At 33.3% G+C, this 18,740-nt stretch carries 19 protein-coding genes; 10 read left to right on the forward strand and 9 right to left on the reverse strand.

Annotated features, from left to right (window positions below; genetic code table 11):
* Positions 1 to 3: 3 nt before the first annotated feature.
* The 5 genes from IEV50_RS16765 to IEV50_RS16785 form a co-directional block, all read right to left on the reverse strand.
* A complete protein-coding gene (locus IEV50_RS16765; protein WP_188416544.1) occupies positions 4 to 1,356 on the reverse strand; it encodes a UDP-N-acetylmuramate--L-alanine ligase in 1,353 nt (450 codons plus the stop codon).
* Positions 1,357 to 1,439: 83 nt separating this feature from the next.
* Complete coding sequence (prmA, locus tag IEV50_RS16770; protein WP_188416546.1) at positions 1,440 to 2,279, reverse strand: 50S ribosomal protein L11 methyltransferase; 840 nt, start codon at positions 2,277 to 2,279, stop codon at positions 1,440 to 1,442.
* Complete coding sequence (gene tpiA / locus IEV50_RS16775) at positions 2,279 to 3,040, reverse strand: triose-phosphate isomerase (protein WP_188416548.1); 762 nt, start codon at positions 3,038 to 3,040, stop codon at positions 2,279 to 2,281. The genes prmA and tpiA overlap by 1 nt, the downstream gene beginning before the upstream one ends.
* A gap of 49 nt (positions 3,041 to 3,089) precedes the next feature.
* Complete coding sequence (locus IEV50_RS16780) at positions 3,090 to 4,256, reverse strand: putative sugar nucleotidyl transferase (protein ID WP_188416550.1); 1,167 nt, start codon at positions 4,254 to 4,256, stop codon at positions 3,090 to 3,092.
* 72 nt (positions 4,257 to 4,328) lie between these two features.
* A complete protein-coding gene (locus tag IEV50_RS16785; protein ID WP_056872608.1) occupies positions 4,329 to 4,577 on the reverse strand; it encodes a type B 50S ribosomal protein L31 in 249 nt (82 codons plus the stop codon).
* 243 nt (positions 4,578 to 4,820) lie between these two features.
* On the opposite strand from IEV50_RS16785, the gene IEV50_RS16790 reads away from it, so the two are divergent.
* Entirely contained in the window at positions 4,821 to 6,443 is a 1,623-nt protein-coding gene (locus IEV50_RS16790; protein WP_188416552.1) for an amidase, read from the forward strand.
* Positions 6,444 to 6,589: 146 nt separating this feature from the next.
* Here the strand turns inward: IEV50_RS16790 and IEV50_RS16795 are convergent, their stop codons facing one another.
* Together IEV50_RS16795 and mce are read right to left on the reverse strand one after the other, a co-directional pair.
* Positions 6,590 to 6,865 (reverse strand): hypothetical protein, encoded by a 276-nt coding sequence (locus IEV50_RS16795; protein WP_188416555.1) that lies wholly within the window; start codon positions 6,863 to 6,865, stop codon positions 6,590 to 6,592.
* A gap of 279 nt (positions 6,866 to 7,144) precedes the next feature.
* Positions 7,145 to 7,552, reverse strand: a complete 408-nt coding sequence (gene mce / locus IEV50_RS16800) for a methylmalonyl-CoA epimerase (RefSeq protein WP_188416562.1) — start codon at positions 7,550 to 7,552, stop codon at positions 7,145 to 7,147.
* Between the two features lie 117 nt (positions 7,553 to 7,669).
* Here mce and IEV50_RS16805 point away from each other — a divergent pair, with 117 nt between their 5' ends.
* The 3 genes from IEV50_RS16805 (at position 7,670) to IEV50_RS16815 (ending at position 9,855) form a co-directional block, all read left to right on the forward strand.
* The gene (locus tag IEV50_RS16805; protein ID WP_188416564.1) at positions 7,670 to 8,881 is read left to right on the forward strand and encodes an IscS subfamily cysteine desulfurase; all 1,212 of its coding nucleotides are present in this window, start codon (positions 7,670 to 7,672) and stop codon (positions 8,879 to 8,881) included.
* 133 nt (positions 8,882 to 9,014) lie between these two features.
* Positions 9,015 to 9,428, forward strand: coding sequence for a Fe-S cluster assembly scaffold IscU (iscU, locus tag IEV50_RS16810; RefSeq protein ID WP_109924825.1), 414 nt, complete (start codon positions 9,015 to 9,017; stop codon positions 9,426 to 9,428).
* Between the two features lie 100 nt (positions 9,429 to 9,528).
* Complete coding sequence (locus IEV50_RS16815; RefSeq protein ID WP_088300521.1) at positions 9,529 to 9,855, forward strand: HesB/IscA family protein; 327 nt, start codon at positions 9,529 to 9,531, stop codon at positions 9,853 to 9,855.
* 23 nt (positions 9,856 to 9,878) lie between these two features.
* On the opposite strand, the gene IEV50_RS16820 is transcribed toward IEV50_RS16815, so the two are convergent.
* Together IEV50_RS16820 and IEV50_RS16825 are read right to left on the reverse strand one after the other, a co-directional pair.
* The gene (locus IEV50_RS16820) at positions 9,879 to 10,511 is read right to left on the reverse strand and encodes a response regulator (RefSeq protein ID WP_188416566.1); all 633 of its coding nucleotides are present in this window, start codon (positions 10,509 to 10,511) and stop codon (positions 9,879 to 9,881) included.
* Positions 10,501 to 12,453, reverse strand: coding sequence for an ATP-binding protein (locus IEV50_RS16825; protein ID WP_188416568.1), 1,953 nt, complete (start codon positions 12,451 to 12,453; stop codon positions 10,501 to 10,503). The genes IEV50_RS16820 and IEV50_RS16825 overlap by 11 nt, the downstream gene beginning before the upstream one ends.
* A gap of 250 nt (positions 12,454 to 12,703) precedes the next feature.
* Between IEV50_RS16825 and IEV50_RS16830 the strand changes: the two genes are divergently transcribed.
* The 6 genes from IEV50_RS16830 to lysS all read left to right on the forward strand — a co-directional run bounded on the left by IEV50_RS16830 (position 12,704) and on the right by lysS (position 18,680).
* Positions 12,704 to 13,159: a hypothetical protein gene (locus IEV50_RS16830; protein ID WP_188416570.1), complete on the forward strand. Its 456-nt coding sequence runs from the start codon at positions 12,704 to 12,706 to the stop codon at positions 13,157 to 13,159.
* Positions 13,160 to 13,488: 329 nt separating this feature from the next.
* Positions 13,489 to 13,683 (forward strand): hypothetical protein, encoded by a 195-nt coding sequence (locus tag IEV50_RS16835; protein WP_188416572.1) that lies wholly within the window; start codon positions 13,489 to 13,491, stop codon positions 13,681 to 13,683.
* On the forward strand, positions 13,677 to 14,015 hold the full coding sequence (locus IEV50_RS16840) for a hypothetical protein (protein WP_188416574.1): 339 nt from the start codon (positions 13,677 to 13,679) through the stop codon (positions 14,013 to 14,015). The genes IEV50_RS16835 and IEV50_RS16840 overlap by 7 nt, the downstream gene beginning before the upstream one ends.
* Positions 14,016 to 14,217: 202 nt before the next feature.
* Entirely contained in the window at positions 14,218 to 16,134 is a 1,917-nt protein-coding gene (locus tag IEV50_RS16845; RefSeq protein ID WP_188416577.1) for an AMP-dependent synthetase/ligase, read from the forward strand.
* Between the two features lie 145 nt (positions 16,135 to 16,279).
* Positions 16,280 to 16,738, forward strand: coding sequence for a MaoC family dehydratase (locus tag IEV50_RS16850; protein ID WP_188416579.1), 459 nt, complete (start codon positions 16,280 to 16,282; stop codon positions 16,736 to 16,738).
* 232 nt (positions 16,739 to 16,970) lie between these two features.
* The gene (gene lysS, locus IEV50_RS16855; protein WP_188416581.1) at positions 16,971 to 18,680 is read left to right on the forward strand and encodes a lysine--tRNA ligase; all 1,710 of its coding nucleotides are present in this window, start codon (positions 16,971 to 16,973) and stop codon (positions 18,678 to 18,680) included.
* Positions 18,681 to 18,740 lie beyond the last annotated feature (60 nt).

The following is an 18,740-nucleotide window of genomic DNA, read 5'->3' on the forward strand; positions in this document are numbered from 1 at the left end:
AATTTATCTCGATAATGCTCCAGCCAATTCAGGCAAATCAAAGCCTGCATAATTGCCAGAACTCATCATTAATAAATTTGCATTTTTATAATTTAGGCTAAGCAAATAAGCCTTTAATTTAGAAGCGTCATTAAAAAATTTTAGATTTTCGTTTGAGAAAGCTTCCTGCACATCCATTTCAGAAAACGGTTCCATCCTCTTTTGCTCAAATGATTTCAAATCTATAAAAACTATTGCGTCATCGGCTTTATCCATCGAACCTGCATATTCCTTTAAGAAATCTTTATTCAAACTACTAAAAGTATGCAACTCTATACAAGCGATTAATTTTCGATTTGTAAATTGAGCTTTAACAGCTTCTATTGTGGCTTTTAATTTAGATGGGGAATGCGCAAAATCTTTATAAACGTTTGTCAGTTCATCAGTAAATATTACTTCTAACCGTTTCGCAGCACCAGTAAAAGATGAAATGGCTTTATTAAATTCTAAGTCATTAATTTTTAATTCTGCACAAACTAACTTAGCAGCATTAAGGTTCATTAGATTATGGTCGCCAAAAATCTTTAATTCTGTATGCTCAGGTTGCAAATAAGTGATTCCGTTTTCAATGACATGAGCAGGAATTAAATATCCAATTTTGATAATTTTAGCTGTTGATTTTTCTACAATCTCATTCAAATCTTCATCAGCTTTGCAATAAATTAAGGTTCCACCTTCTTCAATCGTATTGATAAATTTATCAAACTGAGCGGTGTAATCTGCATATGTTGGGAATACATTTATATGATCCCATGCAATTCCGCTTATCACAGCAACATTGGCTTTATAAAGATGAAATTTTGGTCTTCTATCAATTGGAGATGATAAATATTCATCACCTTCTATAACCATTATTGGGGCTTCTTTAGTTACTTTTACCATAGTTTCAAAACCTGCAAGCTGAGCACCAACCAGGTAATCAAAATCACGCTTATAGTAATTCAACACGTGTAAAATCATGCTGGTAATTGTCGTTTTACCATGACTACCACCAATTACCACACGTAATTTATCTTTACTTTGCTCGTAAATATATTCAGGATAAGAATATATTTTCACACCTAATTCCTGCGCTTTTACTAATTCAGGATTATCAATTCTGGCATGCATGCCTAAAATTACAGCATCTAAATCTTTAGATATTCTGTTTTCATCCCAACCTATTTCTGCTGGCAATAAACCATATTTATCCAAACGGGATTTTGCCGGCTCAAATATCACATCGTCAGAACCTGAGATTTGATAACCTTTTTTATGAAGAGCAATGGCCAAATTGTGCATGGCACTGCCACCTATTGCTATAAAATGTATGCGCATATAAATTAATTTTGAATGAGTGAATTATTGAATGAATGAATGTATGCATTAGCATTCTATCATCCGCTCAATCAATCATTCTATCATTTTTTTTCAAACTGGGCCGCAACCCAATCGCTATTTTGCTTATGATCAATGTATTTAATACCATATTTAGCGCATTCTGCAGTAATCATTCCTAAATCAGGGTCGAGGTAAAAGCCACTAAAAAAGATTTTGCCTTCTGGTTTCAGAACTTCAGTATATCGGCTAATCTGATCTAATAAAATATTCCTGTTGATGTTCGCTAAAATAATATCGTATTGCTCATCAGGAATAACTTCTTTGCTTCCGCATAAAGCACTTAGATTTTCGACATGATTTAATGTTGCATTTTCTATTGTACTTTCGAAGCAAATATCATCATAATCGATAGCCATTAAATTTTTAGCCCCAAGTTTTGAAGCAAGAATTGCTAAAATCCCTGTACCGCAGCCCATATCTAAAATTGATTTATCTTTTATATCGCCAGCCAAAAGGTACTGCATCATCATTGTAGTGGTTTGATGATGCCCGGTTCCGAAAGCCATTTTCGGGTCGATCACGATCTCATAAGGATAAGATGGCTGAGGCTCATGAAAAGTTGCCCGAACGTAGCAAACATCATCAATAATTAACGGACTAAAATTCTTTTCCCACTCTGCATTCCAATTTTCATCAGCCACACCTTCTAAGGTGTAATTCGTTTGAAAATCTTCTGCATAATTTATAAGCAGTTGTTTCAACTCCTGTTCATTAAAATTCTCCTTAATAACGAATCCTGTAAACCCACCCTCACTATCTTCAAAAGTATCGAAACCTAAATCTGCAAGGTCGCTAATTAGCAAATCCTGCTGATAATCTTCAATACTTTTGAATTTGAATATTGCTTTTATGTATTGCATTAGCTGTTTAAAGCTTTAATAATATCCGTAAAATCACGTGATTTTAATGATGCGCCACCAATTAATCCACCATCAATATCTTTTTGTGCAAATAAACTTGCAGCATTACCCGGATTACAACTTCCACCATATAAAATTGTGGTATCATCTGCTACGTTGAAACCATAATTAGCTTCTATTTCGCTACGTATAAATGCGTGTATATCTTGTGCTTGCTCAGGTGATGCTGTTAAACCTGTACCAATAGCCCAAACTGGTTCGTAAGCGATAACGACTTTTCTAAAATCTTCTTCAGTTAAGCTAAAAATGCCATTAACCAATTGTTTTTTTAGAATTTCATAATAGCTACCATTGTTACGTTCATCTAAAGTTTCGCCGATGCAGAAAATTGGTTTTAAATTATTTGATAAAGCAATTTTAGTTTTTGCAGCCAATAACTCATCACTTTCTGCCTGGTATTGTCTACGTTCAGAATGACCTAAAATAACGTATTCAGCACCAATAGATTTTACCATTTTTGCAGAAATTTCGCCTGTGTAAGCTCCGTTTTCTTTATCGTGAATATTTTGAGCACCGATAGCAACATCACTACCACCCAATTTTGATAAACTGTTTAAATGAATAAATGGGGCACAAATAATAGCAAGCTGATCGCCTTGGCGCTCATCTTTTACCATATTTACAATTTCACTGAATAACGAAACTCCTTCGTTATAATCTAAATTCATTTTCCAGTTTCCTGCAACTATTTTTTTTCTCATCTAATTATTATTTATTGGTTTGGATGATTGTTTTCAATCAAAATATATTTTAAAAATGTCTGTATTCTTCTGTTAACTCAAAAACCTTATTCAAAATCGCTTTTTCGATTTCATCAAAAGGTAAATCCCTTCTGGCATAAACTTTCTCGGCAGTTTCAAACATTTTATTAATGCTGTAAACTTCAAATCCATGAGCACCTCCCCATGCAAAATCAGGAATGAAATTACGAGGGAAACCAGCGCCAAAAATGTTGGCACTAACACCTGCAACAGTACCAGTATTAAACATAGTATTGATACCGCATTTAGCATGGTCTGCCATAATTAAACCGCAAAACTGCAATCCTGTTTTACGAAAAGTTTGTTCATTATAATCCCAAAGCCTAACATCTGCATAATTATTTTTCAAGTTAGAATTGTTACTATCGGCTCCGATATTACACCACTGCCCAATAACTGCATTCCCTAAATAACCTTCGTGTCCTTTTGATGAATAACCCCAAATTACCGCATTATTAATTTCTCCGCCAACCCTACTGTACGGACCGATGGTTGTGTTTGGATAAATCTTGGAACCCATTTTTACCGATGAATTTTCACATAAGGCAAAAGAGCCGCGAATGTTACTGCTTTCCCAAACCTGGCTGTTTTTTCCTAAATAAATTGGTCCTTGCAAGCTATTAAAAACAGAGCACTCTGCAGTAGCACCTTCTTCAGCAAAAATATTATCGCCTAAAAAAGTATTTGTTGAACTTAAATTAGCAGAAATTCTGCCTTTGGTTAGCAGATCAAAATCTTTTTTTAACTCGGTACCGTTATTTGTAAAAATATCATCAGGATAAACAATTCTAATGAAATCTTTATCATATTGATATTCATTATTAAATGTCACCAATTCTGAATTATCTGCATCATGATAATGGCCGATAAGAATACCGCCTTTAATTAGTACCTCCCCAACTTTTAAAGCAGTTAAGGCATCCAGCAATGCTTCGTCTGGACAAATAGAGCCATTTATATATAATGTAGCATTTGGCTTAGAAGGGTATTTTTTTGATAAATATTCTTGAGTTTCAAAACCAAAATCTGCATTTAAATATTTAGCCCATTTTTCGGCAATGGTTAAAATACCTATCCTTAAATCGGCCACAGGCCTGGTAAAAGTAAGAGGACGTAATGATTCCCAACTTGAATCATCAAACAGATTGATTGTCATAAGCAACAAAAATAAAAAAAGTCCCGATGCTTTTGGCAAAGGGACTTTAAAAAATGCTTTTTACAGCTAAAATTATTTCTTAGCGTAACGGTTTTTGAATTTATCAATACGTCCTGCAGTATCAACCAATTTCATTTTACCAGTATAAAAAGGGTGCGACATGTGAGAAATCTCTAATTTATAAAGAGGATACTCATTACCATCTTCCCATTTAATAGTTTCTTTTGTATCTACGCAAGATTTTGTTAAGAAAGCATATTCGTTTGACATGTCTTTAAAAACAACTGGTCTGTAGCTTGTAGGGTGCAAATCTTTTTTCATTTGAATATTATTTTAGTTATTTGTGTTGAAAGCATCAAGAACATTTTTGCAATTTGCTGGCAACAACGCTTATGACCTTCCTGTTAGTCTTTTCTATCTCTATTTTAGAGGATGCAAATATCTTAATTTTATTTATGAAATACAAACCTAAATTAGAATTTAAAATTATTGTTTTTTTTACAATCTATTTAATTAAAGTATTTATAATCTATATTTATTGTTCCAACCTCTTTAACCATCCCAATGAATAGAAGAAATTTTATCAAAAGCAGTACTGCTGCAGGTTTAATTACAACAATTGGTATACCAGCATCAGCCGCAATAGTTAGCGATGATAATTTAATAACTGAATTTAAAGATGATTTTGATTTAAATGAAGTTACGATAACCGAATTACAAAAATTAATGCAAAGCGGGAAAGCCTCTTCAAAATCCATCACAAAGCTGTATTTAAAAAGGATTGAAAAGATTGATAAAAGCGGACCGAAATTAAATGCAGTTATAGAAATAAATCCTGATGCTTTAAAAATTGCAGCAATACTGGATGAAGAACGAAAAGCAGGCAAAATGAGAAGTATAATGCATGGAATCCCTGTTTTAATTAAAGATAATATTAATACAGCGGATAAAATGCAAACAACTGCTGGCTCATTAGCTTTAGCAGGAAATATTGCTAAGGAAGAAGCTTTTATCGTTAAGAAACTTCGTGAGGCAGGTGCTGTAATTCTAGGGAAAACAAATTTGAGTGAATGGGCAAATTTCCGTTCAACACGCTCATGCAGTGGATGGAGTAGCCGTGGCGGACAAACGAAAAACCCATTTATTTTGGATAGAAGTCCGAGTGGTTCGAGTTCTGGTTCGGGCGCTGCAGTTTCTGCAAATCTTTGCGCCATCGCCATTGGAACTGAAACAAATGGTTCTGTGATTGCACCATCATCTTATAATGGGATTGTAGGTTTGAAACCTACTGTAGGCCTACTAAGTAGAAGCGGGATAATTCCAATATCTAAAACACAGGATACCGCTGGGCCAATGGGTAGAAATGTAACGGATGTTGCAATTTTACTTTCAACACTAGTCGGAATAGATAACAATGATCAGGTTACAAAAAATAGCCAAGGAAAATCGGAGAAAGATTATACCACATTTCTAAAAAATGATGCTTTAAAAGGAACAAAAATTGGTATTGAGAAATCATTCTTAACCGGACACGAAGGTGTGGTTACACTTTATAAGATTGCAATAGAAAAACTTAAAGAATTAGGTGCTGAAATTATTGAAATAGACCTTTTGAAAGAAATGAGGGTAATTGGTTCTGCAAGTTTTACGGTATTACAGTGCGAATTTAAAGATGGTGTAAATGCTTATTTGTCGAAAGCAAATGCAAAAGTTAAAACGTTAACAGAAGTGATTGCTTTCAATAAAGCAAATGTAAGTACAGCAATGCCCTATTTTAAGCAAGAAACTTTAGAAAGTAGCGATAAAGCGCCCGACATCAATAGTAAAGAATATAAAGAAGCATTAGAAAAAGTAATCTCCTCGAGGAAAATAATTACAGATTTAATGACAAAAAATAAATTGGATGCAATTGCAGGAACGAGTTATGGCATTCCATCGGGCATAGATTTATTTAACGGCGATTACAGCAATGGCTTTTATTTCTGTTCACCGGCTGCAATGGCAGGTTTTCCACATATTACAGTTCCAATGGGCAAAATTTACGAGTTGCCCGTAGGGTTATCAATTATGGCTGGGGCTTATGAGGAACCTAAAGTTTTATCAATGGCTTTTGCTTACGAGCAGGCAACTAAACACAGAACGGCACCAAAATTTATTAAATCATCAAATTTTTCATCGGGCGTTTAGTCATTCGCCACGGAAACACAGAATACACGGAAAAAATAGCTTTTATTACCAAAGCATTGTATTTTTAATAGAAATAAGTTTTTGTCTTTTTCCAAAGGTAAATCTTAGAAAAATTAAGTCTTGATTTGATCTTTCAACTTTAGCCTTTATTGGCTGTATTTTTTCCAGGTTTCGATTTTGGCAAGTTGCCTAGCAATGTATGCATCAGCAATTACCTCTGCGGAACTCTTACCATCAGTAGTTTCGAGTAGCTCTTTTAATTTATATTGATCAACATCGGCTTTGTATAAAATCTGAATGAGTTTAGAAAAATCATTATCAACCAAATAAGCAAATGCATCGACCAGAACTTCTCGCAATTGACTCTTTGATAGATTCTCATCTATATCGACGTCTTTACCGATGATATTAATTATTTGCACGTAACAGGATTTTTGAGATTATAGGATTTTAGGATCTTGCTTTACGCTAAGGACCACAAAACTAAGTTTAATAAACCTGATAAAAGCGAACATGGAGCATCAGCCTTTTCGGCTGATTGCGGAGTAAAGCGGTTAGCAGGACTGCTGGTACCGATAAAATGCAATACCATTCATTTTCAAATAAAAAGCATCTGCAATTGATTTAAAATTCTTACATACGAGAGAATGAAGAATATGCCAAACACATCATCCATTTTACATTCTTACATTTTCCATTCTTTAAATCCACTTAATCTCCTGACAGATTTCAATCAATACACCATTGGTATCTTTCGGATGAACAAAGCAAACCATTTTATTATCAGCTCCTTTTTTAGGCGAATCGCTCAACAAAACAAATCCTTCTTTGTACAAACGTTCCATTTCGGCTAAAATATCATCGACCAGGAAAGCAATATGATGAATCCCCTCCCCTTTTTTTTCTATAAATTTAGCAATGGCGCTATCTGGCGATGTTGCTTCGAGTAATTCAACTTTGTTATCACCAGTTTTAAAAAAGGCTGTGTTTACAAATTCTGACTCCACTTGTTCAGTCTTATAACAATCAGTGTTTAGTAGTTTCTGATAAATATCTATCGAACTATTAAGGTCTTTTACGGCGATACCGATGTGTTCTATCTTATTCATAGATTTTAAGGTTATGTGAATGTAAAAATGCAGGTTTTAACTATACCATCATAGCTATTATTTATAATTGTTAAATAAGTTTTTTCGTATCTTTGTATTACAAATAACAGAACTGAAATGAAACAGCCGATATATTTAGATAATAATGCAACTACTCCTCTAGATCCAAGAGTTTTAGAAGCAATGCTACCATACTTTACCGAGAAATTTGGAAATGCTGCAAGCCGTAATCACGCTTTTGGTTGGGTGGCCGAAGAAGGAGTTGATTATGCTCGTGAGCAGGTAGCCAAATTAATCGGCTGTACTGAAAAAGAAATTATCTTTACTTCAGGCGCTACTGAAGCCGATAACTTAGGCATTAAAGGCGTATTCGAAATGTATAAAGAAAAAGGCAACCATATTATTACCGCGGTTACCGAACATAAAGCAATATTGGATACTTGTAAGCACCTTGAAAAAAATGGTGCACGAGTAACTTATTTAGGAGTTAAAGAAGATGGGTTAATTGATTTAGCCGAATTGGAAGCTGCAATGACACCTGAAACCATTCTAGTTTCTATTATGTATGGAAATAACGAAATAGGTGTTATACAGCCAGTTAAAGAAATCTCTGCAATTGCACACAAACATGGTGCTTTGTTTATGACTGATGCCACACAAGCAGTTGGTAAAATACCTGTTGATGTAAATACTGACGGTATAGATTTAATGGCTTTCACTGCACATAAAATGTATGGCCCGAAAGGCGTTGGTGCACTTTACGTTCGTAGAAAAAACCCAAGAGTTAAAGTAACTTCACAAATGGATGGCGGTGGTCACGAACGCGGAATGCGCTCCGGTACATTAAACGTTCCAGGTATTGTGGGTTTAGGTAAAGCTTGTGAACTTTGCCGTTTAGAGATGGAAAGCGAAGCCATTCGTTTATCTGGCTTACGCGATAAGTTAGAGTCGACTTTAAGTAAAATGGAAGAAAGTTATGTTAATGGTAATACACAACATCGTTTACCACACGTTGCCAATATTTCATTCAAATATGTTGAGGGAGAAGGTTTAATGATGGCAATGAGCGATTTAGCTGTATCTTCAGGTTCTGCTTGTACTTCAGCATCTTTAGAGCCATCTTATGTTTTGAAAAGCTTAGGTTTATCTGATGATTTGGCGCATTCTTCTATACGTTATGGCTTAGGAAGATTTACAACAGAAGAAGAAATTGACCAGGCTATTGCAGTTACAGAAAAAGCAGTTAATCACTTGAGAGAACTTTCTCCACTTTGGGAAATGTTTAAAGAAGGAATCGATTTGAGTAAAATTGAGTGGGCAGAACACTAAATTAATTTACGATTGTAGATTGATGAGTTACGATTAAATCTAGTAAACGAATAAAAATAAAATTAACAGTGGGCTTTTACAGCTCCCTCCCTACTGGGGAGGGTTGGGGTGGGGTTCTAAAATCAAAAATATTATGGCATATTCAGAAAAAGTAATTGACCATTACAATAACCCACGTAACGTAGGTACATTAAATAAAGACAGCAAATTTGTAGGAACAGGCTTAGTTGGCGCACCAGAGTGTGGCGACGTAATGCGTTTACAAATTGAAGTTGGCGAAGATAACGTAATAACTGACGCTAAATTTAAAACATTTGGTTGTGGTTCGGCTATCGCATCTTCGTCTTTAGCTACAGAATGGTTAAAAGGAAAAACAATTGATGAGGCTTTAACCATCGACAACATGGATATTGTTGAAGAATTGGCTTTACCTCCGGTAAAAATTCACTGCTCGGTTTTAGCAGAAGATGCAATTAAATCAGCTATTAACGATTATCGCGTTAAAAATGGCTTAGAGGCAATTGTTTTAGAAAAATCGCACCACTAGCAATTAGTAGCAAGACAAAAGTATTAGGGATCAAGTTTAGATTTTTAAACATTGATCCTCGATATCCAGTCTTAATACTTGATACGCAAATCTTGATACTATGATTACGATAACAGATAAAGCAAAAGACAAAATTGATCACTTAATGCAGGATTCTGAAATGGGCTCTGATTATTTTTTACGTGTTTCTGTAAAAGGTGGTGGTTGTTCTGGTTTATCTTACAATTTAGATTTTGATAACGAAGAGCAAAAAGGCGATCAGTTTTTTGAAGATAGAGGAATTAAAATTGCATTGGATATGAAATCTTTTCTTTATCTGGCAGGAACTGAATTAGACTTTACTGACGGATTAAATGGAAAAGGTTTTAATTTTGTAAATCCTAACGCCAGCCGTACTTGCGGTTGTGGCGAAAGTTTCTCTGTATAAGATCTTATTAATAAAAACAGCCTCTATAAGAACCCTTCTTTAGAGGCTATTTTTATTAATTCTGCTACATTTTTCGCTTTAAATTTCTGTAAAAGATTTTTTCTATGTGTCTCCACAGTTAATTTACTCAAAAAAAGCATTTTTGCTATATCTATTGTTATTCTACCTTCCGATATTAAACATAAAATTTCTTTTTCTCTTTTTGTAAGTTTAGGAATTTCACTAAAATTTTGCAATCCTGGTTTTGTAATAATCTCCTTTACCGCCTCGCTAAAAACGATTTGGCCTTTCAATGATTCATTGATACAATTTAAAAGCTCAACTGCCGATACATTTTTAAGTAAATAACCACTTGCTCCATTTTGAAGCATTTTCATAACAACACTTCTTTCAGTATGATTGCTAAAAGCCAAAACAATAGTTTCAGGGGCAATGGTTTTTATTTGTTTACATAAATCCGTTCCATTAATGTCAGGTAAAGAAATGTCAAGTATTACCAATTCAATGCTACTATTTTTTAAGAATTGAATAAAATCACTTCCACTGGTAAAAGTCCCTGCTAAATCAATTTCATCAACATTTAGAAGAAGTTTTTGCAAGCCTTCAATTACCACAGGATGATCGTCTACAATGGCTAATCGAGTTTTATATAACATTTAATTCAATATTAACGGTTGTTCCTTTTTGGCTTTCATCAGATAGTATTTCCAATTTTCCATTCAAATAATTTACCCTGTTTCTAATATTACTCATTCCCATTCCCTGCTTTTCTTCTAATAATCTTTTATCAAAACCTTTACCGTCATCTTCTACAGTTATAAAAAATGTTCCTTCATTTTGACTACACTGAACAATAATTTGTTTTGCATTTGCGTGGCGAACAGCATTTGAAAGCAATTCCTGAATGATTCTATAAATAGTAAATTGTATTTTCGAAGGTAAATCGTTTTTCAAATTATAAGGTTGGAAATCAATAGAAACATCATCGGTAATTGCCGATTCGCATAAATCTTTTAAAGCAGTTTTCAATCCAAACCTTAATAAAGATTCGGGCATCATATTTCTGGCAATATGGCGAAGTTCTTTTACAGAATTATCAAGCTGTGAGATTATCCTTTCTAATTCAGGATCGTTGGTTTTACTATTCCTATTTGCTGCCCATCCAGATAACTTAATTTTAACTCCCGATAGCATCCCTCCTAAACCATCATGTAAATCTCTTGCAACCCTGGTTCTTTCTTTTTCCTCACCTTCGAGCATCGCATTTGAGGTGATAAGTTTGTTTTTATTTTTGTAATAACTTATAGTAAAAAATGTGATAATCAATAAGAAGGCCGCTACCGTAGCAAGAAGCCATATTGTTAATCGATTATTTTTGGCTGATAATATTGATTTTTCCTTTTCAATTTGAAGCTGCTCTATTTTCTTTTGATTTTCTACATTTCTAAACTTAATTTCAAGTGCATTAATTTTTTCCTTAAGTCTTGCGTCATTTAAACTATCATTAATTTTATTGTAAGCAACTAACCAATTATATGCTTCGTTCATTAAACCTAAATTTGCATTTGTTTTCGCTAATTGTCCATAAATACTTTTCCTACTGTTTTCATCCGATCTGAGTGGACCATAAGAAAGTAAATCCAATAAAATATCTTTACTTTTATCATATTGTTTTGAATTAATATAAACCTCATGTTTCCGAAAGGAAAGCATTTGATACAACATTTTTTGGTTGTAAGCCTTGGCAAGTATCATTCCTTTATCTGCATTTTCCAATATCCGATTTGGAATTTGCTTAGAGGTGTAATACATAGACTCATTATAATAATAAAGTGGATATTGAATCGATTCTGGATAAGGTTTAAGTATTTTAGCAGCCCGGTTAAGCATCGCCCTTGCCTGTTTAGTTTTAATCAGGTAACAGTAATTACTAGCTGCAGAAAGATAAGCAAGTAATATGGTTGATGAATTTGGGTATTTATTTTCTACTAATAAAATTGCTTTTTCGAATAGTGTTTCTGCTTTAGTAAATTGCGCATTATACATAAAAGCTGTACCCAATTGCGTGTAATAATATGAAGTTCTTTCTGTATCATTTATGGATTCTGATAATGGAATAACTTTTTTTAAAATAATATCTATCAAAAATTCATACCCTTTCTCTGCTCGCTTAACAAGTGCATAATTAAACCAACTATATGCAAGTAGTTGCTTAGCATCTTTATTATTATATTTTACTAACTCTGCGCAGGCAACAGCGTACGCATCTTCAGCTTTTTTTTTATTATTAGCCGTGTAATACTGTCCTTCGTAAAAGTAAAATGCAGTTTTAAGGAAAGGGTATTTTTGTGCCTGTTTTTTGCTTGTAAGTAAATATGCCTTACTCTTTATAGTATCTTTTAAACGCCAATAATCTGATAATAAAAAATTAGCTCTTGCAAGTAAACTATCTGTATTCTTTGAAGTGAGCATCTTATTCAGGCTATCCAGATATTTATGTTCATTTAAGGGTATGTATTGCTGCGCATTGAGTTTAAAAGAGATGCAAAATAAAAAGCCTATGAACAACCATCTCTTTACAGTAATTGATTTTTGCATTTACCTATATCTTGTGTTTAAATGTGGGATAACTAATTTAAATTAATATTTACAAAAGTGAAGCGACTAAAGCACTACCTTATATATAATTATAATAAAAAGTAAGTATTATAAAACATATTATTTTAGTATTAGTAAATATACCTGTTTACAGGTATAAAGCAAATGCATATTTACAGGTATTGATTGCAATCAATCTTCATTCTAATTTTATTAAACATTTTAAGAAAAACATTTAATATAATTAATTATGAAAAAAACATTAATAATTTGTTTTGCCTTTTTAGCAATTGGCATAACATCAGTAAATGCACAAGGGATTTTGGATAAAATTGACAGATCTTTAAACAAGGCTGACCGAGCTACAAACACAGCAGATAGAACAAACAATACAGCTGGCAAAATTGGTAGTTTATTTGGAAAGAAAAAAACTGCCTCTGCAAGTACAAGTGATGCCAAAACAATTATAAAATTAAGTGGAGTTACCTTTGCTTCATTAAAAACCATAAATGATAATGTTCAGGGCAGCAAAGGCGTTGAAAGTACAAAAATGAAATTTAGTTCTACGGGTTCTACCATTACGGTACAACACTCGGGAACAACTGAAAATCTATTAAAATCTCTACAAAAAACCGCACCCTCAACATTTACAGAAAAAAATATTGAGGGATTGGACGATGGGGAAATATCAGTTAAAATAAAATAAATAAGTCAATATTAGTTTCAACATATAAAAATTTAATATTTGTACTCGGTATTTTGTAAATAGTACAAACTTTTAAAAAAACCTATTTGTGAAGTTAATCTAATAAAAATTAGTGACCAGAGTTCGATTAATATCTCATAAAAGTATGCGCTCATTTGCCATTAAATTGTGTGTCATTGCTTAAAAATCGATTTTGTCTTCTGATGAAACTAGGTTTCGTTTCAACTGGCAATGACGCAAAATGGTTATTTATTAATACAACAAAGTTTATTAAACTTCCTTACAACTCACTTATTAGAATTAAGTTTTTATTCTTTAATCAAAGATAAATGCAGAGAAAAAAAATATTTTTTATACTCTTTTTGTCAATACTTATCAGTGCATCATCTTGCAGCAAAGATGGGAATAATGGCAGTAATTCTGAAGAATACTTAACCTGTAAATTGAATGGTAAAGCTTATAATTTTAACATTAAAGTGAATGCAAATGATAAACCAGCTGAAAAGAAATTCACTTCGTGGTAATATCAGGATGGGAAAAGGAAGATATGATTACCGGTTTCGGTATTGATTTGGTTATTCCAGGAGAGGGAGCAAAAGAAAAAACCTATTCGGTAGCAGGTACTTTAGCACCAGAACTTGATGGACAGTTTTATATACAAAATTATAAGGATGGAAAGCTTAATGGAACAAGTGTATACAGTGGCGGCAGAGAAACAAATACGAATTTCACATTAAAAATAACAAGTTTAACAGATTGGGGTGTAAAGGGTACTTTTTCAGGAAAATTAAAATTAAGCGGTGGAAATAAATTTATTTTAGTAACTGATGGAGCCTTTTCTGCCCCCTACAACTAAATTCATATTTAGCTAATTTTCAATGATCAAAATTATCATTCTCTTTTTAAAATAATTAGAACTAAAAGTAAATCTCTCTGATAAAAGAATTATAAAGTTTATAAGAGTATAAAGGGTGTCGATATTTTCGGCACCCTTTTGCATTTTTAAACCAAAAAGCATTATAATTGTTAATTATAACGAGCAAATCAAATTACAAGCAATGCCATTAATTAACGAATTTTCAACTGTGCCTACCCTGTTGAGAAATGTTGTAAAAAACATTCATAAACCTGAAGAAACCTTTCTTATACACAAACAAGGGATGGATTGGACAGAAATTTCTTATGATGATACCCTAAAAAGAGCTGATGCTGTTTCTGCATATTTTCTTGAAAAAGGAATAAAAAAAGGCGACCGATTGGGTTTAATGATAGAAAATTCTCCTGAATATGTTTATTATGATCAGGGTATTCAACAAATTGGTGTAATTAACGTTTCAATTTATCCTACTCTTTCTGAACAGGAAGTAGCTTATATCATAAATGACTCAGGCATAAAAGGTATTCTTGTAGGAAATAATTTCTTATTTCGTAAGATATTGAAGGTTGCCGCAAACTGTAAAGAACTAAAATATGTAATACCTGCTTTCAAAGATTTTGAAAAGGTAATCATCCCTAACGATGTAAATGTTGAGGTAATTGCATTCTCGGATATTTTAGCGCTTAAACATCAGGTTACAGTGGCTGAAAAAGCAGAAATAGAGCAATGCAGAAATTCAGTTTTACCACATGATGTTTCTTCATTAATTTACACTTCCGGTACAACCGGCACTCCAAAAGGAGTTATGTTAACTCATTATAACTTCGTTAAAAATGTTGAGGTTTGTTTACAGCAAATCCCTGTAATAGACAGCACGGAAACATTTCTTTCATTTTTACCACTTTCTCACGTTTTTGAACGTACAGCAACTTATCATGTTTGTTGTGCCCAAGGTTGTAAAATTGCTTTTGCTCAAAGTTTAGAACTCTTAGCTAAAAATATGGGCGAGATTCGCCCAACGGTGATGAGTTGTGTACCAAGATTATTAGAACGTATTCACGACAAAGCAATTAAATCTGGAACAGCAGGTGGTGGAACAAAAGCTAAAATATTTACCTGGGCTTTAGAAATGGGAAATAAATATCGCTTAGTAAAGGAGGCAGGCGAAAATCCAGGTTTAATTTTATCAGCAAAGAAAGGAATTGCCGAAAAGCTAGTTTTCAGCAAAATTAAAGAAAAAACTGGCGGGAGGTTAAAATTTATGATTTCTGGTGGTGCAGCTTTACCAAAAAACGTTGGAGAGTTTTTCGGCGATTTAGGCATTAAAATATTGGAAGGTTTTGGCTTAACTGAAACTTCTCCTGTAATGTCGGTTACAGAATACCATAGACAAATTTATGGAACAGTTGGCCGCGTTATTCCAGGTATTGAAGTTGGTGTTCAAGACGTAGAATCTAAAGAAATTATAAATATTCAAACACATGAAACTTTTAAAGAAGATTTTGAATGTGGAGAGGGTGAAGTAATTGTTCGTGGCCACTGTGTTATGAAAGGCTATTTTAACAAACCAGCAGAAACGGCTGAAGCTATTGATGCGGCAATGTGGTTCCATACAGGTGATATTGGTCGCTTTTATAAAGGTAATCTTCAAATTACAGATCGTTTGAAAAATATGATCGTTAATGCTTATGGCAAAAATGTTTATCCTACACCTGTAGAAAACATCTATCTGAAAAGCCCTAAAATTGAACAATTGTTTTTAATTGGCGATAAAAGAGAATTCATTACCGCCATCATCATTCCAAATCGTGAAACATTAGAAGAAACCTTCAACCTTAAACCTTCATTTTTTGAAGAAGCTGATCCTTTTATTCAAAATAAAGATATAATTGAGTGGATGGGGCAAGATATTAAGAAAATTTCAAATGAACTTGCTAAATTTGAACGCATTAAAAATTTCAAAATAAAGCGTAATCCTTTTAATATTGATGAAGGTGAAATTACGCCTACGATGAAAATTAAACGCCGCGTTATTGAAAAAAAATATGCCGATACTATTGATACAATGTATGAAGAAGGGATTGAAGCTGAAAATTAAGAAATTTTTATGACAGAAAAGTTATTGCCAGCTTCTTAGTTAATTTGCTTTACATTATTAATTTTAAGTTTATTTGCTTTTAAAAACACATCACAAATAAGTATTTTTTTATTTTAAAACCCCAAAAAGAAAAGGTTAAAATGTTATGGTTATAATTAACAGTTTCGAAGAATATAAATCATATTTAGGTTGCAAAATAGGTTCTTCTAATTGGCATAAAATAGATCAGGCTCAGATTGATAAGTTTGCCGCCGCAACACTAGATTTTCAATGGATACATACAAATCCGGAAGAGGCTAAGGAAAAAAGCCCTTTCGGAAGCACAATTGCTCATGGATATTTAACCTTATCGCTAATCCCATATTTATGGAAACAAATTGCTGATATTCAAAATGTTAAAATGGAAGTGAATTATGGCATAGAATCATTTAAATTTAACAAGCCTGTGCTTGTAAATGATGAAATACAATTAAGGGCTAAACTAATTGCCATTTCAGATTTAAGGGGAATTACCAAGGTTGTTATTGAAGCTAATCTTGATATTAAAGGACAAACAAAAACTGCCTACACTGGTAATGTTGTATTTCTATATCATTTTAAATAAATTATATTTTAAATTCACATAAATCTTTTATAATTTTTGCGTTGAAGAAACAAAAATTACTTACTTAAATCCCTTAAAAGCGGCCGATTCTTAATTACACTTTATTATCTTTGGTAAGCATTAATTTGCTATAGTTAAATCTTAATAAAATCAATAGCATTTGTCTTAAAGGGTCGATTTTCTACTATTAAACATCTTGCAAAATTCATACTTTTGCAAAAAAATACCTGACATGAGTATAGGATTATCAGAACAAGAAATATTGCGACGCGAGTCGCTAAAACAATTGCGCCAATTAGGCATAGAGCCTTATCCGGCAGAATCTTACGAGATTAATGTAACTGCTGCAGATATTTTAGCCAACTACGAAAAAGATAAAACTGCTTATAAGACGGTTAGCTTTGCTGGCCGTATAATGGGCAGAAATATTATGGGTGCAGCTTCTTTTGCTGAATTACAAGATTCTACAGGTCGTATTCAGGTTTATTTAAAACGTGATGAACTTTGCCCTGGTGAAGATAAAACCTTATACAATACCGTATTTAAAAAGCTTTTAGATATTGGTGATTTTATTGGTGTTAAAGGATATGTTTTTACTACTCAGACAGGCGAAATCTCTATTCACGTAACGGAATTTAAAGTTTTGGCGAAATCTTTGCGTCCATTACCGATTGTAAAACGTGATGATGAAGGAAATGTTTACGATGGCTTTACCAATCCTGAATTGCGTTATAGAATGCGTTACGTTGATTTAACTGTAAATCCAGATTACAAACAGATTTTCATTAAACGGAGCAAGGTTATTAATACTATGCGTGGTTATTTCGATAATCAAGGTTGGATGGAAGTAGAAACACCAATTCTTCAGCCAATTCACGGTGGAGCAGCAGCTCGCCCCTTTGCTACGCACCACAATACTTTAGATATGCCACTTTATTTGCGAATTGCAAATGAGCTATATTTAAAAAGATTAATTGTTGCGGGTTTTGATGGCGTTTACGAGTTCGGTAAAATGTTTCGTAATGAAGGCATGGATCGTACGCACAATCCAGAGTTTACTTCAATGGAAATTTATGTAGCCTACAAAGATTATATCTGGATGATGGCTATGGTTGAAGAATGTTTAGAAAAAGTTGCAATCGCAACAAATGGTTCGGCAGTAGTTAAGGTCGGCGAAAACAACATTAATTTCGAAGGTCCTTACGAGAAATTAACCATGTATGAATCAATCCAGAAATATACTGGTATTGATGTTTCCGCAATGAGCGAAGAAGAAATTGCTGTAAAATGTAATGAATTGGGAATTGAAATTGATTCGACAATGGGACGTGGTAAGTTAATTGATGAGATTTTCGGAGCTAAAGTAGAAGCTAATTTAATTCAGCCAACATATATTACAGACTACCCTTTAGAAATGACACCGCTTGCTAAAAAGCATCGTTCTTCTGAAGGTTTAGTTGAGCGCTTTGAGCTTTTTGTTAATGGTAAAGAAATTGCAAATGCATATTCTGAGCTAAATGACCCTATTGATCAAAAAGAACGTTTTGAAGATCAATTGAAATTAGCTGCACGTGGCGACGATGAGGCTATGGTAATGGATGATGACTTTGTTCGTGCTTTAGAATATGGTATGCCACCTACTTCAGGTTTGGGCATTGGTATCGATCGTTTAGTAATGCTTATGACCAACCAAAGCACAATTCAAGAAGTACTATTCTTTCCGCAAATGCGCCCAGAGAAAAAGAAAATTGAATTAACTGCAGAAGAAACCGAACTATATACATTATTAAAAGAAGGCGAACAATATCTTTTACCAGATGTAAAAGCTAAGTTGACGGATTGGAGCAATAAAAAATGGGATACTACTTTAAAAGCCTTAACAGGGAAAGGTATTTTAAAAGTAGCAAAAACAGAAGACGGATTATTTTTATCGCATAAATAGGTGTTTTGCTTTTAACATAAAAATAACATAAACTTAAAAGGCTTGCTAATAATTATTTAG

It is taken from the genome of Pedobacter mendelii (assembly GCF_014635725.1).
GTDB classification, from domain to species: domain Bacteria; phylum Bacteroidota; class Bacteroidia; order Sphingobacteriales; family Sphingobacteriaceae; genus Pedobacter; species Pedobacter mendelii.

Bases quoted from the DNA above. Each gene is read 5' to 3' on its own strand.
- IEV50_RS16765 (WP_188416544.1), bottom strand. From the start codon at position 1,356: ATGCGCATACATTTTATAGCAATAGGTGGCAGTGCCATGCACAATTTG.
- prmA (WP_188416546.1), bottom strand. From the start codon at position 2,279: ATGCAATACATAAAAGCAATATTCAAATTCAAAAGTATTGAAGATTAT.
- tpiA (WP_188416548.1), bottom strand. From the start codon at position 3,040: ATGAGAAAAAAAATAGTTGCAGGAAACTGGAAAATGAATTTAGATTAT.
- IEV50_RS16780 (WP_188416550.1), bottom strand. From the start codon at position 4,256: ATGACAATCAATCTGTTTGATGATTCAAGTTGGGAATCATTACGTCCT.
- IEV50_RS16785 (WP_056872608.1), bottom strand. From the start codon at position 4,577: ATGAAAAAAGATTTGCACCCTACAAGCTACAGACCAGTTGTTTTTAAA.
- IEV50_RS16790 (WP_188416552.1), top strand. From the start codon at position 4,821: ATGAATAGAAGAAATTTTATCAAAAGCAGTACTGCTGCAGGTTTAATT.
- mce (WP_188416562.1), bottom strand. From the start codon at position 7,552: ATGAATAAGATAGAACACATCGGTATCGCCGTAAAAGACCTTAATAGT.
- IEV50_RS16805 (WP_188416564.1), top strand. From the start codon at position 7,670: ATGAAACAGCCGATATATTTAGATAATAATGCAACTACTCCTCTAGAT.
- iscU (WP_109924825.1), top strand. From the start codon at position 9,015: ATGGCATATTCAGAAAAAGTAATTGACCATTACAATAACCCACGTAAC.
- IEV50_RS16815 (WP_088300521.1), top strand. From the start codon at position 9,529: ATGATTACGATAACAGATAAAGCAAAAGACAAAATTGATCACTTAATG.
- IEV50_RS16820 (WP_188416566.1), bottom strand. From the start codon at position 10,511: ATGTTATATAAAACTCGATTAGCCATTGTAGACGATCATCCTGTGGTA.
- IEV50_RS16825 (WP_188416568.1), bottom strand. From the start codon at position 12,453: ATGCAAAAATCAATTACTGTAAAGAGATGGTTGTTCATAGGCTTTTTA.
- IEV50_RS16830 (WP_188416570.1), top strand. From the start codon at position 12,704: ATGAAAAAAACATTAATAATTTGTTTTGCCTTTTTAGCAATTGGCATA.
- IEV50_RS16835 (WP_188416572.1), top strand. From the start codon at position 13,489: ATGCAGAGAAAAAAAATATTTTTTATACTCTTTTTGTCAATACTTATC.
- IEV50_RS16845 (WP_188416577.1), top strand. From the start codon at position 14,218: ATGCCATTAATTAACGAATTTTCAACTGTGCCTACCCTGTTGAGAAAT.
- IEV50_RS16850 (WP_188416579.1), top strand. From the start codon at position 16,280: ATGGTTATAATTAACAGTTTCGAAGAATATAAATCATATTTAGGTTGC.
- lysS (WP_188416581.1), top strand. From the start codon at position 16,971: ATGAGTATAGGATTATCAGAACAAGAAATATTGCGACGCGAGTCGCTA.